The sequence below is a fragment of the Streptomyces abyssalis genome, assembly GCF_001751365.1.
In the GTDB taxonomy this organism is placed as follows: domain Bacteria; phylum Actinomycetota; class Actinomycetes; order Streptomycetales; family Streptomycetaceae; genus Streptomyces; species Streptomyces abyssalis.
Genome location: NZ_LJGT01000041.1, coordinates 1,509,242 through 1,522,243 on the forward strand (window position 1 = coordinate 1,509,242; position 13,002 = coordinate 1,522,243).

Here is a 13,002-nt window from a genome sequence, read left to right on the forward strand (position 1 = left end):
CGAAAAATCTCGCGGGCCGCCCGCGGCCTGGCTCTTACCGGCGATTTACCGACGTACGGGGCAGGATTGCAGCATCACAGCAAGTCGCCGCACGGCTGGTGTGCGGGCGGATTCAGCACCCAGGAAAGGGAAGGTGCCGTGCGCGTACTCGTCGTCGAGGACGAACAGCTGCTCGCCGACGCCGTCGCCACCGGGCTCCGCAGGGAAGCCATGGCAGTCGACGTGGTCTACGACGGAGCGGCGGCCCAGGAGCGCATCGACGTGAACGACTACGACGTCGTCGTCCTCGACCGCGACCTCCCACTCGTGCACGGCGACGACGTCTGCCGCAGCATCGTCGAACTCGGCCTGCCCACGAGAGTGCTGATGCTCACCGCCTCCGGCGACGTCAGCGACCGGGTCGAGGGCCTGGAGATCGGCGCGGACGACTATCTGCCCAAGCCGTTCGCGTTCTCCGAACTGGTCGCGCGCGTACGGGCGCTCGGCCGCCGTGCCACGTCCCCGCTGCCACCCGTGCTGGAGCGCGCCGGCATCCGGCTCGACCCGAACCGGCGCGAGGTCTTCCGTAACGGCTCGGAGATCCAGCTCGCCCCGAAGGAGTTCGCCGTGCTGGAGGTGCTGATGCGCGGGGAGGGCACCGTCGTCTCCGCCGAGCAGCTGCTGGAGAAGGCCTGGGACGAGAACACCGATCCCTTCACCAACGTCGTACGCGTCACCGTGATGACGCTGCGCCGCAAGCTCGGCGAGCCGCCCGTGATCCTCACTGTCCCCGGCGCCGGATACAGGATCTGATCGCCATGGCCGCCCACACGACCCCCTCGGGGCCGGCGGAGCCCCGGCAGCAGCCGCCGTCCGGGCCCGCCTCCGCGCCGCCGAAGCCCACCTGGGACCCGGGGGAGCCCGCACGCCCGTACCCCTGGCTGCGTCCGACGATCCGGATACGGCTCACGCTGCTGTACGGCGGCATGTTCCTCATCGCGGGGATGGTGCTGCTCACGCTGATCTATCTGCTCGCGGCCGAGGCCCTGCACGAGGGCAGCAAGCTTCCCTTCCGCATCCTCAACGCCAACGCACAGCTCACCTCCGACAGTTGTCCCGGCCTGACGGGCACGCTGCCGAGCGAGCAGTTCATGGAGCGGCTGGGCGAGTGCACCGACGCGCAGCGCGCCGTCGCCCTGGACGAACTGCTGCAGCGCTCCCTGATGGCGCTGCTCGGCCTCGCGGTCGCCGCCTTCGCCTTCGGTTACGTGATGGCGGGGCGGGTTCTCTCGCCGCTGGGACGCATCACGCGCACGGCGCGCCAGGTCGCCAGCTCGGACCTGCACAAGCGGATCGAGCTGGAGGGCCCGGACGACGAGCTGAAGGAGCTCTCGGACACCTTCGACGACATGCTGGACAGGCTCGACCGCGCCTTCACGGCCCAGCAGCGCTTCGTCGCGAACGCCTCCCACGAGCTGCGCACGCCGCTGGCGATCAACCGCACGCTGCTGGAGGTCCAGCTCTCCGACCCGGAGGCCTCGCAGGAGCTCCAGCAGCTGGGCAAGACCCTCCTCGCCACCAACGAGCGCAGCGAGCAGCTGGTGGAAGGGCTGCTGCTGCTCGCGCGCAGCGAGAACGAGATCGTCGACCGCAAGCCCGTGGACCTCGCCGAGGTCGCCGGCCGCGCCGTCGAGCAGGTGCGCGCGGAGGCGGACGGCAAGGGGGTCGAGCTGCGCGGAGTGCGGCACCCGGTGTACGTACAGGGGAACGGGGTGCTCCTGGAGCGGGTGGCCCTCAACCTCGTGCAGAACGCGGTGCGTTACAACCTGCAAGAGGGTGGATGGGTCTCCGTCGCCACGGAGCCTCTGCCCGGCCACGCGGTGCTGCTGGTCGAGAACACGGGCCCGGCCGTCCCGGGCTACGAGACCGACAACCTCTTCGAACCCTTCCGGCGGCTGGGCGGCGACCGTACGGGCAGCGACAGGGGAGTCGGGCTCGGCCTGTCGATCGTCCGCTCGGTGGTGCGGGCACACGGCGGCACGGTCACCGCGGAAGGGCGGGAAGGGGGCGGCCTTGCGCTGCGCGTCGTGCTGCCTGTCTGACGTTCCGCCGGGATGGCTCGCGTACCGGGGCATGCACGGACGGTGTCCGTGTAGGGCGGCCGTGAGGGTAACTCCCCGAGTTCGCTATATGCGGAATTTTGTCCGGCGGCGCGCACTGGACGTGTCTGTGATCGATCACACACGCGATTTTCCCGTTCCCCACCCTGGGTGATCTCGTTACGGGAAGAATTACCGGAAAATCCAGGTTTCCGCAGGTGGAGATCGTGGGCAGTACCCGGGGTGCGTGCGCGCAGCGCGAGCAGGGGACCGTTTAAGGTCCTCCTCGGCAGCCGACGCGATCACCTCTTCAGGGGCGCGGTTGGGTGTCGATTGAGTAACAGACCTTGATGTGAGGCAAAATCTCCGCCTCAGGTCGGGCACAAGTCCGGCCTCTCACGCGTTACGTGCGCTGGAGACACCAAAGAAACCCAGAGGGGGAGAGCGAAATGGCAACGGACTACGACACCCCACGCAAGACCGATGACGATGTCAACGAAGACAGCATCGAGGAGCTGAAGGCCCGGCGGAACGACAAGTCGGCGTCCAACGTCGACGTCGACGAGTTCGAGCAGGCCGAGGGTCTGGAGCTGCCCGGCGCGGACCTCTCCAACGAGGAGCTGTCCGTGCGGGTCCTGCCGCGCCAGGCCGACGAGTTCACGTGCATGAGCTGCTTCCTCGTTCATCACCGGTCCCAGCTCGCCGCCGAGAAGAACGGCCAGCCCGTCTGCCGCGACTGCGCGGCCTGACCGGAGCGGGGCTGCCGTAGTGGCGGACGAAACGCGTGACGACGAGCGAGGCGAGCCCGACCAGCGGACCTCGCTCGTGCCTGTCCCCGCGAAGCCGGCTCGACGCTACCGCCTGCCGTGGCCGCGCAAGGGGGGCGGCACGGCGCAAGGCAGTGACGTCGCAGAGGGCGCGGACGCGAGCGGGGACGAGACGGCGAAGCAGCGCGGCAACGGAAGGGTGCGCGCCTTCCTGGGCCTCGTCGCCGACCGTGTGATCGAGACGGCGCCGCGTATCCCCGTACGGGATCTGGAGACGCTGCGGCACCAGTTCCCCGGCCTGGGCCGGGAGGAGATGGCCGACAAGCTGGTCGCCGGAGCGGTTCGCGGCTCGGCGACGGTGGGAGCCGGAGTCGGTGCCGCCGCGATGATGCCCGTACCGCCGGCCATGCCCGCCGAGCTGGCCGCCGAGATCGTCGGTGTCGCCTCCGTCGAGCTGAAGCTCATCGCTGAGCTGCACGAGGTGTACGGACACCGCCCGCCCGGCAACGTCAAGCAGCGGGCAGCCGCCTATCTCGGGGCGTGGACCTCCGAACGCGGCATCGACATCACCAGACCCACGACGCTGAACGCCGCTCTCGGCGGTCAGATGAAGCGCGAGCTGCGGCAGCAGCTTCTCAAGCGCACCGTGCGCAACCTCCCCAACCTGACGCCCTTCATGGTCGGCGCCGCGGTCGGCGCGGTCATGAACAGCCGGGACACCAAGAAGCTCGCGGAGAAGATCCGCGAGGACCTGCGTGCCTCCGGCGACGGCTGGGAGGCGCTGCCGCCCGGCGTCGAAGGCAGCGACGGCGCCGGACCGGCCGGCAGGCGGGCCCTGCCCCCGTCCCCGGGCTGACTCCGCGCCCGGGCAGGTCCTGTGGTCCCGCGGACCACGGCGGACCTCGCCGGTCCCTCCAAGGCGCCGTGAAGCCCGCAAGACCCCGTTGAAGGTCCTCAGGGCCCCGGAAAGGTCACTCCCGCGCCGTCCGCGGCTCCGCCGCCGCCGGGGAGAGCGCGTCGGCCAGCCGCTGCGGCGTACGCGTGGAGAGAAAGATGTACGGCGTCGGGTCGGCCGGATCCGTGACCTCCACACGCACCGCGGTCCGGATGTAGCTGCGCAGCAGCATGTGCGCACGCGGATCCGCCTTGTGCGTGCGCCAGGCGAAGGCCTCCTCCTCGTCCAGCACATGCGCCGTTCCGAGCGCCGACAGCGGTACGCGGGCGTCCCCCGCGACGAGCGAGTCCGCGAGGACGCGGATGCGTGCGGAGCCGTACGAGCTGACGGCCACGGCCGCGAGAACGCCCGCCGTCGCCAGCCCGCCGAGCATCGGCAGCACACCGAGGGGCAGCATCACCAGCGCGCCCGCGACACCTGTGAGTGCGGCGATGAGCCACCAGGAGCGGGGAGCCGTGAGGCGTTCGTCGTAGGGCCGTTCCCGAGCAACCATGCGCCCAGCCTGTCACGTGCCGCCGGCCGCCCACGGGCGGGATCCGCGGCCCTTCGGCGCCACGTGGCCGCAACCCGGCGGTAAGGTCTGCACACGTGAGTACAGCCCGACCGCGGAACGCGCCCGAGACCGAGGGGCGGCCCGACCCGCCCAAGACACCGCTGACGCCGCCCTCCGGCGCCGCCGCAGCGGTACGACACCCCGACGCCCCCGCGCCCGGAGAGCTTCTCGGCTCACATTACGAGCACTGTTTCGGCTGCGGCGGCGCACAGGCGCACGGACTGCACCTGGAGGTCAGGGCGGGCGAAGGAGTGGACGTCACCGCCGAGTTCACAGTGCGTCCCGTGCACCAGGGCGCTCCCGGACTCGCGCACGGCGGCGTGCTCTCCACAGCTCTGGACGAGACGATGGGCTCGCTCGGCTGGCTCATGCACATGATCGTGGTGACGGGACACCTGGAGACGGACTTCGTACGCCCCGTCCCGGTCGGCACCGTGCTCCACCTGAGCGCGGCCGTCACCGCCGTGGACGGCCGCAAGGTCTTCACCAGGGCGACGGGCAGGATCGGCGGCCCCGAGGGGCCCGTCGCCGTCCGCGCCGAGGCCCTCTTCATCAAGGTGGACGTCGAGCACTTCACCGACCACGGGCGCGACGAGGAGATCCAGGCAGCCATGGCCGATCCCGACCAGGTCCGGCGCGCGCGGGCCTTCGAGGTGAACCCGTGAACGGGACGCCCGTCGACGTCATGCTGCGGCGCCTGGACCCGGGCGTACCCGTTCCCGCGTACGCACATCCCGGGGACGCGGGCTGCGACCTCGTCACGACCGAGGCCGCGGAACTCGCACCCGGCGAGCGCACGGTACTGCCCACGGGCATCGCCATCGCGCTGCCCGAGGGCTTCGCGGCGTTCGTGCACCCGCGCTCCGGGCTGGCCGCCCGCTGCGGCGTCTCCTTGGTCAATGCACCCGGAACGGTCGACGCCGGGTACCGTGGAGAGATCAAGGTGATCGTGGCCAATCTTGATCCGCGCGAGACCGTGCGGTTCGAGCGTCTCGACCGCATTGCCCAACTCGTCGTCCAGCAGGTGGAGAAGGTGCGTTTCCACGAGGTGGCGGAGTTGCCGGGCTCGGTGCGGGCCGCGGGGGGATTCGGCTCCACAGGCGGTCACAGCCAGGCCGCCGCACATCAGAATGACTACGTTCCGGTCGGAGCCGACCGGCATTCCGACCTGAGAGGACAGTGACGTGTTCGGACGTCGTCGCAAGAAGAGCGAAGAGCCTGAGACGGGCACCTCGGACGACTTCGGCTCGCACGGGCAGGAGGCCGAGGATGCCGGTTCCGCCGACGCGGTCACGGACGCCGAAGCGACGCGCGTGAAGCTGCCGCCGGCGCCGCGCCCCGACGGTCCCTGGGACGTCAGCGAGGTCAGCGACCCCGGCAGCGGCCGTGTGGACCTCGGCGGCATCTTCGTGCCCGGTGTCGAGGGCATGGAACTGCGCGTGGAGGTCGCCGGCGAGTCGATCGTCGCCGCCACGCTCGTCGTACAGGACAGCGCACTCCAGCTGCAGGCGTTCGCGGCGCCGAAGCGCGAGGGCCTCTGGGAAGAGGTGCGCGAGGAGATCGCGACCGGCATCACCAAGCAGGGCGGCGTGATCGACGAGGTCGAGGGCCCGCTGGGCTGGGAGCTGCGCGCTCAGGTCCCGGTGCAGCTCCCGGACGGTACGAACGGGGTCCAGGTCGTGCGCTTCGTCGGCGTCGACGGGCCGCGCTGGTTCCTGCGGGGCGTGATCTCCGGTCAGGGCGCGGTCCAGCCGCAGACGGGCGGCCTGCTGGAGCAGGTCTTCCGCGACACGGTCATCGTGCGCGGCGAGTCGCCCATGGCTCCGCGCGACCCGATCGTCCTCAAGCTGCCGGAGGACGCCCAGATGGTGCCGGACGGCGTCCAGCAGGAGACCGTCGAGGAGGGCTCGCGCTTCGCGGGCGGCCTCGACAAGCTGCAGCGCGGACCGGAGATCACCGAGGTGCGCTGACGCGGTCGGTTCGGGGCTACGGGGGTCGTCCCCCGGGAGATCGCAGCACCGAGGTGCGCTGAGCCCACGACGGCACCGCCGCGTCACCGCGTCGGCTGACGACAAGCGGAATGGGACGAGCCGCCGCGTGCCCGCAGGAAGCGGGCCGCGGCGGCTCGTCCGCGTCGGGGCAACGCCGCCCGGTGGTACGGCCACGGGCCCGGTATCGGGGCCCGGCCGCACCGGTACGCTTGCAGCATGAGTGGCGCCACCCGAGCAGAGAAGGCACAGCGGGGGGAAGGCGGGCGCTTCAAGCGTTTCCTGGAGCGGCTGTCCTCGTCCGAGGAGGATCTGCATTCGCAGGAGCTGCGGCAGGAGGCCGACAGCACCGGCTGCACCCGCATCGCGGCCTGCGGCGACCGTCAGATCGTCCGCGTGACAGGTACTCTGCGCACCGTCACCCTGCGTCCGCGGGCCGGGGTGCCGACGTTGGAGGCGGAGCTGTTCGACGGCTCCGCCGCCCTGGACGTGGTCTGGCTGGGGCGCCGCGCGATCGCGGGCATCGAGCCGGGCCGCGGCCTGACGGCGTGGGGGCGGATATCGATGAATCACGGCCGCCCGGTGATGTTCAATCCGAAGTACGAGTTGCGACCCCTCGGACAGGAGTAGCTGGGTGACCCCCCTCGACAAGCCGATCGCGGACGGAACCGGAACACCGAGCGGTGCGGGCCCCGAAGCGGGCACCGGATCCGGAACCTCGAACGGGGCCGACGGCGAGGCGGCCGCTCCCCGCGCCGTCACCGAAGCCGCGCTCTTCGAAGCCTTCGGCGGGCTGCGCGGACTGGTGGAGACGACCCTTCCCGGCCTGCTCTTCATCTCCTGGTACACGTTCAACAAGGACATCCACTCCGCGGCGCTGACGGCTCTTGCCGTCTCCGCGCTGCTGGGTGTCCTCCGGCTGGTCCGCCGCGACACCGTCAAGCACGCCTTCAGCGGGGTCTTCGGCGTCGCCTTCGGCGTGCTCTTCGCGATGATGACGGGCAACGCCAAGGACTTCTATCTGCCCGGAATGTTCTACGGGCTGGGCCTGGCCCTCGCGTACATCATCACGGCGGCCGCCGGGGTGCCCCTGCTGGGGCTGGTGCTCGGACCGGTCTTCAAGGAGAACCTCTCCTGGCGCAAGAGGAACCCGGGCCGCAAGAAGGCGTACACGAAGGCCAGTTACGCGTGGGGCTTCATCCTGCTCGGCAAGTCCGCCATCCTCTTCCCGCTGTACCTGTGGGGGGACACCACCCGCTTCGGCTGGGTCACGGTGGCGTTGAAGATCCCGCCGTTCCTGCTGGCCGTCTACCTCACGTGGATCTTCCTGGCGAAGGCTCCCGCGCCCATCAACGTCATCGCGGAGATGGAGGCGGAGGAGAAGGCGGAGAAGGAGCGCGAGGAGCGGCTGAAGCAGGAGGACGAACAGCAGCGCAGGACGCTCGCCGCGATGGGCGACGAGTTCACCGAGGACGCCTCACGCGCACTGCTCGCCGACTCCGAACGGGTGCGGGACGATCCCGGCTCCGGTGCCGGTCCCGGGGGACGGCACCGCCGCTGACGGCCGTTCACCGCTGAGCCACGGTCCGGGGTTCGCCCGCCCGTACGTACGACGGCGGCGCGGCGTCTACGACGGTTCGCCGCGCACCGAGAGCAGGTCCTCCAGTTGCTCCTCGCGCGCGGGCGCGGCCACGAACAGCAGCTCGTCGCCGACCTCCAGCGCGTCGTCACTGTCGGGCACCAGCACCCGGTTGCCCCGGATGATGGTGACCAGAGCGGTGTCCTCGGGCCACGTCACGTCGCCCACACGCGTCCCGGCCAGCGCGGCCTCCGGCGGCAGTGTCAGCTCGACCAGGTTCGCGTCGCCCTGCGAGAAGCGCAGCAGCCGCACCAGGTCGCCCACGCTCACGGCCTCCTCGACGAGCGCCGACATCAGGCGCGGCGTCGAGACGGCGACGTCGACGCCCCACGACTCGTTGAACAGCCATTCGTTCTTGGGGTTGTTGACGCGTGAGACGACCCGCGGGACCCCGTACTCGGTCTTGGCGAGCAGCGAGACGACCAGGTTGACCTTGTCGTCGCCGGTGGCCGCGATCACGACGTTGCACCGCTCCAGCGCGGCCTCGTCGAGCGAGGTGATCTCGCACGCGTCGGCCAGCAGCCACTCGGCCTGCGGCACCCGCTCCACCGAGATCGCCGTCGGCGCCTTGTCGATGAGCAGCACCTCGTGCCCGTTCTCCAGCAGCTCGCCCGCGATCGAGCGCCCCACGGCGCCCGCGCCCGCAATGGCTACCCTCATCGGAGAAGCCCCCTGTCCGCTGTGCGTACGCCGGTCACGAGCGCCCCTCCTCGGGACCCGTCGCGAAGACGGCCTCCACCTGATCGATCTGATCGCTGCGCATCATCACATGCACCAGATCGCCTTCCTGCAGCACCGTCTCCGATGTCGGCAGCATCGCCTCACCCACCCTGGTGAGGAAGGCGACCCGCACCCCGGCCTCCTCCTGCAGCCTGCTGACCCGGTGGCCCACCCAGTCCGGCCCGGTGTGCACCTCTGCGAGCTGCACACCGCCACTGGGGTCCCGCCACAGCGGCTCGGATCCTGAGGGAAGCAGCCTGCGAAGCATCTGGTCGGCCGTCCAGCGCACCGTGGCGACGGTGGGAATGCCCAGACGCTGGTAGACCTCGGCCCGCTTGGGGTCGTAGATGCGGGCCGCGACGTGCTCGATGCCGAACATTTCCCGTGCGACCCGCGCCGCGATGATGTTGGAGTTGTCACCGCTGCTGACAGCGGCGAACGCGCCGGCCTCCTCGATACCGGCCTCCCGCAGGGTGTCCTGGTCGAAGCCGACCCCGGAGACCCGGCGGCCGCCGAAGCCCGATCCCAGGCGGCGGAAAGCCGTCGGGTCCTGGTCCACGACCGCGACGGTATGGCCCTGCTGCTCCAGTGCCTGAGCGAGCTCGGCGCCAACCCGGCCGCAGCCCATGATCACAACATGCACGCCCGTCCCTCTCGTCACATACAGCGGGCCGTCTCAGGATCGCACGACCGACCGCATACGATCCTTCCCGTGCCAAGGATGACCCATCTCCCGAAGCGGCTGCTGCTCGGGCGTGCGCTCCGCAGCGACCGGCTGGCAGAGACGCTGCTGCCGAAGCGCATCGCGCTGCCCGTCTTCGCCTCCGACCCGCTGTCGTCGGTGGCGTACGCCCCGGGGGAGGTTCTGCTCGTCCTCTCGGTCGCGGGCGTCTCCGCATACCACTTCAGCCCCTGGATCGCCGTCGCCGTCGTGGTGCTGCTGTTCACGGTCGTCGCCTCGTACCGGCAGAACGTCCGTGCGTACCCCTCGGGGGGCGGCGACTACGAGGTCGCCACGACGAACATGGGCAGGAGGGCCGGGCTGACCGTCGCGAGCGCGCTGCTCGTCGACTACGTGCTGACCGTCGCCGTGTCCATCTCCTCCGGGGTGGAGAACCTCGGCTCCGCAGTGCCGTTCATCGTCGAGCACAAGACCCTCGTGGCCGTCGTCATCATCGTGATGCTGACGCTGATGAACCTTCGTGGCGTACGTGAGTCGGGCAAGCTCTTCGCCATCCCCACCTACTGCTTCGTGGCGGGCGTCTTCGGGATGATCCTCTGGGGTGTCATACGCGGGGCCGTGCTCGGCGAGGAGATGCGGGCGCCCACGGCCGACTTCGAGATCGACGCCGAACACAGCGGCGGACTCACCGGGTTCGCCCTCGCTTTCCTGCTGCTGCGGGCCTTCTCCTCCGGCTGTGCCGCCCTGACGGGCGTCGAGGCCATCAGCAACGGAGTGCCCGCCTTCCGTAAGCCCAAGTCCCGCAACGCGGCCAACACCCTTGCCATGATGGGCCTGATCGCGGCCGTCATGTTCTGCGGCGTGATCGTCCTGGCCCTCGCGACCGACGTGAAGATGGCCGAGAACCCGGCCACGGAACTGATCATCAACGGCAGGCCTGCAGGCCCTGACTACGCGCAGAACCCGGTCATCTCCCAGGTGGCTGCCGCGGTCTTCGGTGACGGGACCTTCCCCTTCATCTTCCTCGCGTCGGCCACCGCGCTCGTGCTCTTCCTCGCCGCGAACACCGCCTACAACGGCTTCCCGCTGCTCGGTTCGATTCTCGCCCAGGACCGTTACCTGCCACGGCAGTTGCACACCCGCGGCGACCGTCTCGCCTTCTCCAACGGCATCGTGCTGCTGGCCGGGGCCGCCGCCATACTCGTCGTGGTCTACAACGCCGACTCGACCCGCCTCATCCAGCTCTACATCGTCGGCGTCTTCGTCTCCTTCACGCTCAGCCAGATCGGCATGGTCCGGCACTGGAACCGGCTGCTGACCGACGAGCGGGACACGGCCGCGCGGCGCCGCATGCACCGCTCCAGGGCCATCAACGCCTTCGGCGCCTTCTGCACGGGGCTCGTCCTGGTCGTCGTACTCGTCACGAAGTTCTCGCACGGGGCGTGGGTCTCGCTGCTCGGCATGCTGCTCTTCTACGGCGTGATGACCGCGATCCGCCGCCACTACGACCTCGTCGCGGAGGAACTCGCCGCCGACGACCCGGACGAGAAGCGCGTACGCCCCTCCCGCGTGCACTCCATCGTGCTCGTCTCCAAGACGCACAAGCCGACGATGCGTGCGCTCGCGTACGCACGGCTGATGCGCTCGGACACGCTGGAAGCGCTCACCATCAGCGTGGACGCCCAGGAGACGGCACAGCTGCGCAGGGAGTGGGAGGAGACGGGCATGGACGTGCCGCTGAAGATCCTCGACTCGCCCTACCGTGAGATCACGCGGCCCGTCATCGACTACGTGAAGCGGCTGCGCAGGGAGAACCCGCGCGACGTCGTCAGCGTCTACATCCCGGAGTACGTCGTGGGCCGCTGGTACGAGCAGCTCCTGCACAACCAGAGTGCGCTGCGCCTCAAGGGCCGGCTGCTCTACACGCCGGGCGTGATGGTGACCTCCGTGCCCTGGCAGCTGGAGTCCTCCGAGGTGGCGCGCAAGCGCCTCAAGAAGCGGGCGGACTGGGCAGCGCCCGGCTCCGTCCGTCGCGGGCCGACGGCGCGTCCGGGAGCGGGACGCGGGAACGGCGGCGGGACCGGCACAAGCAACGGCGGTGGCGGCAGCGGCGGTGGCACGACGGCCGGGAAGCCGGACGGCGACGGGCAGTAGACTGCACCGCTGCCCCCGCGTTCGCGCGTTCGCGCACTCCCGCCGCCTTCGGGCGGCCGCCGAGCCGGCGCCTCGATTCCGTACCTCTGGAGCTCACCCGTCATGCCGTCCGAAACCCCCGCAGACGCCCTTGCCCCATCGCTGGTGGGGGAGGAGTACGAGGTCGAGGTCGGCCCCGTCGCGCACGGCGGGCACTGCGTCGCCCGTACGGAGGCGGGGCGGGTGCTGTTCGTACGCCACACGCTCCCCGGCGAGCGCGTCGTCGCGCGCGTCACGGAGGGCCGCGAGGACTCCCGGTTCCTGCGCGCGGACGCCGTCGAGGTGCTGGACGCGGCGAAGGACCGCATCCCCGCGCCCTGCCCCTTCTCAGGTCCGGGCCGCTGTGGCGGCTGCGACTGGCAGCACGTCAAGCCGGGCGCGCAGCGGCGCATGAAGGGCGAGGTGCTCACCGAACAGCTGTGGCGGCTGGCGCAGTTGACCCCTGAGGACGTCTCGTGGGACGGCACCGTCGAACCGGCGCCTGGCGACAAGGTGCCCGCGGGGGAGGTCCCGGCATGGCGCACCCGCGTGCAGTTCGCGGTGGACGACGAGGGGCGCGCGGGGCTGCGGCGGCACCGCTCGCACGAGGTCGAGCCCGTGGACCACTGCCTCATCGCCGCCCCGGGCGTGGAGGAACTGGGCATCGAGGACCGCGAGTGGCCGCAGATGGCCGGGGTCGAGGTGACGGCGGCCACCGGTTCGCAGGACCGGCAGGTCGTCCTCACGCCGAAGCCCGGCGGGCGTCTTCCCATCGTCGAACTGGACCGCCCCGTCTCGGTGTTGAGGGTGGGGGAGCGCGGCGGCGACAAGGGCGTCCTGCACCGCGTGCACGGCCGTGACTTCGTACGCGAGCGCGCCGACGGCCGTACGTGGCGGGTGGGCGCCGGCGGTTTCTGGCAGGTGCACCCGCAGGCGGCGGAGCTGCTCGTGGACGCGCTGATGCGCGGACTCACCCCGCGCAAGGGGGAGATGGCGCTCGATCTGTACTGCGGCGTCGGACTCTTCGCGGGCGCACTGGCCGACCGCATCGGCGAGAGAGGGGCCGTGCTCGGCATCGAGTCGTCCAAGCGGGCCGTGGAGGACGCCCGGCGCAACCTCGCCGACTTCCCGAGGGTCCGCGTCGAGCAGGGCAAGGTCGACTCCGTACTGCCGCGCACCGGCATCGCCGAGGCGGACCTGGTCGTGCTGGACCCGCCGCGAGCGGGCGCGGGCAGGCAGACGGTGCGCCACATCGCGGGCCTGGGCCCGCGCCGCGTCGGCTATGTGGCGTGCGATCCGGCAGCACTGGCCCGCGACTTGGGCTACTTCCGCGACGCGGGGTACGTGCCGCGCTTCCTGCGCGCCTTCGATCTCTTCCCGATGACGCATCACCTGGAGTGCGTGGCGATCCTGGAACCGGCGGGGAAGGGGACCTGACCTGAGTCCCA

The 13,002-nt window shown here is 70.7% G+C and carries 14 protein-coding genes; 11 read left to right on the forward strand and 3 right to left on the reverse strand.

What is annotated here, in order from left to right; translation table 11 throughout:
- The first annotated feature begins 138 nt into the window (after nt 1-138).
- From AN215_RS27245 to AN215_RS27260, 4 genes are all read left to right on the forward strand, one after another.
- A complete protein-coding gene (locus tag AN215_RS27245) occupies nt 139-792 on the forward strand; it encodes a response regulator transcription factor (RefSeq protein ID WP_070010555.1) in 654 nt (217 codons plus the stop codon).
- Between the two features lie 5 nt (nt 793-797).
- Nucleotides 798-2,081, forward strand: coding sequence for a sensor histidine kinase (locus AN215_RS27250; protein ID WP_070010554.1), 1,284 nt, complete (start codon nt 798-800; stop codon nt 2,079-2,081).
- Nucleotides 2,082-2,527: 446 nt separating this feature from the next.
- The gene (locus AN215_RS27255; protein WP_070010553.1) at nt 2,528-2,827 is read left to right on the forward strand and encodes a DUF4193 domain-containing protein; all 300 of its coding nucleotides are present in this window, start codon (nt 2,528-2,530) and stop codon (nt 2,825-2,827) included.
- Nucleotides 2,763-3,701 carry a hypothetical protein gene (locus AN215_RS27260; protein WP_420856168.1) on the forward strand — a complete coding sequence of 313 codons (939 nt, stop codon included), beginning with the start codon at nt 2,763-2,765 and terminating at the stop codon, nt 3,699-3,701. Before AN215_RS27255 ends, AN215_RS27260 begins: the two co-directional genes overlap by 65 nt.
- 115 nt (nt 3,702-3,816) lie before the next feature.
- Here AN215_RS27260 and AN215_RS27265 read toward each other — a convergent pair whose 3' ends face one another.
- The gene (locus AN215_RS27265; RefSeq protein ID WP_070010552.1) at nt 3,817-4,293 is read right to left on the reverse strand and encodes a DUF3093 domain-containing protein; all 477 of its coding nucleotides are present in this window, start codon (nt 4,291-4,293) and stop codon (nt 3,817-3,819) included.
- Nucleotides 4,294-4,454: 161 nt separating this feature from the next.
- Here AN215_RS27265 and AN215_RS27270 point away from each other — a divergent pair, with 161 nt between their 5' ends.
- From AN215_RS27270 to AN215_RS27290, 5 genes are all read left to right on the forward strand, one after another.
- A complete protein-coding gene (locus AN215_RS27270; RefSeq protein ID WP_070011283.1) occupies nt 4,455-5,018 on the forward strand; it encodes a PaaI family thioesterase in 564 nt (187 codons plus the stop codon).
- On the forward strand, nt 5,015-5,536 hold the full coding sequence (gene dut / locus AN215_RS27275) for a dUTP diphosphatase (RefSeq protein WP_107374473.1): 522 nt from the start codon (nt 5,015-5,017) through the stop codon (nt 5,534-5,536). The genes AN215_RS27270 and dut overlap by 4 nt, the downstream gene beginning before the upstream one ends.
- A gap of 1 nt (nt 5,537) precedes the next feature.
- A complete protein-coding gene (locus AN215_RS27280) occupies nt 5,538-6,323 on the forward strand; it encodes a DUF3710 domain-containing protein (protein WP_070010551.1) in 786 nt (261 codons plus the stop codon).
- A 237-nt stretch (nt 6,324-6,560) separates the two neighbouring features.
- A complete protein-coding gene (locus AN215_RS27285) occupies nt 6,561-6,971 on the forward strand; it encodes an OB-fold nucleic acid binding domain-containing protein (protein ID WP_070010550.1) in 411 nt (136 codons plus the stop codon).
- A gap of 4 nt (nt 6,972-6,975) precedes the next feature.
- A complete protein-coding gene (locus tag AN215_RS27290) occupies nt 6,976-7,902 on the forward strand; it encodes a DUF3159 domain-containing protein (protein WP_245694739.1) in 927 nt (308 codons plus the stop codon).
- Between the two features lie 66 nt (nt 7,903-7,968).
- Here the strand turns inward: AN215_RS27290 and AN215_RS27295 are convergent, their stop codons facing one another.
- Both AN215_RS27295 and AN215_RS27300 read right to left on the reverse strand, forming a co-directional pair.
- A complete protein-coding gene (locus AN215_RS27295) occupies nt 7,969-8,640 on the reverse strand; it encodes a potassium channel family protein (protein WP_079123449.1) in 672 nt (223 codons plus the stop codon).
- A gap of 34 nt (nt 8,641-8,674) precedes the next feature.
- On the reverse strand, nt 8,675-9,343 hold the full coding sequence (locus AN215_RS27300; RefSeq protein ID WP_070010548.1) for a potassium channel family protein: 669 nt from the start codon (nt 9,341-9,343) through the stop codon (nt 8,675-8,677).
- A gap of 78 nt (nt 9,344-9,421) precedes the next feature.
- Here AN215_RS27300 and AN215_RS27305 point away from each other — a divergent pair, with 78 nt between their 5' ends.
- Together AN215_RS27305 and AN215_RS27310 are read left to right on the forward strand one after the other, a co-directional pair.
- Nucleotides 9,422-11,536 (forward strand): APC family permease, encoded by a 2,115-nt coding sequence (locus AN215_RS27305; protein WP_070010547.1) that lies wholly within the window; start codon nt 9,422-9,424, stop codon nt 11,534-11,536.
- 102 nt (nt 11,537-11,638) lie between these two features.
- A complete protein-coding gene (locus AN215_RS27310; protein ID WP_070010546.1) occupies nt 11,639-12,991 on the forward strand; it encodes a class I SAM-dependent RNA methyltransferase in 1,353 nt (450 codons plus the stop codon).
- Nucleotides 12,992-13,002 lie beyond the last annotated feature (11 nt).

Bases quoted from the DNA above. Each gene is read 5' to 3' on its own strand.
- AN215_RS27250 (WP_070010554.1), top strand. From the start codon at position 798: ATGGCCGCCCACACGACCCCCTCGGGGCCGGCGGAGCCCCGGCAGCAG.
- AN215_RS27255 (WP_070010553.1), top strand. From the start codon at position 2,528: ATGGCAACGGACTACGACACCCCACGCAAGACCGATGACGATGTCAAC.
- AN215_RS27265 (WP_070010552.1), bottom strand. From the start codon at position 4,293: ATGGTTGCTCGGGAACGGCCCTACGACGAACGCCTCACGGCTCCCCGC.
- AN215_RS27285 (WP_070010550.1), top strand. From the start codon at position 6,561: ATGAGTGGCGCCACCCGAGCAGAGAAGGCACAGCGGGGGGAAGGCGGG.
- AN215_RS27295 (WP_079123449.1), bottom strand. From the start codon at position 8,640: ATGAGGGTAGCCATTGCGGGCGCGGGCGCCGTGGGGCGCTCGATCGCG.
- AN215_RS27305 (WP_070010547.1), top strand. From the start codon at position 9,422: ATGACCCATCTCCCGAAGCGGCTGCTGCTCGGGCGTGCGCTCCGCAGC.
- AN215_RS27310 (WP_070010546.1), top strand. From the start codon at position 11,639: ATGCCGTCCGAAACCCCCGCAGACGCCCTTGCCCCATCGCTGGTGGGG.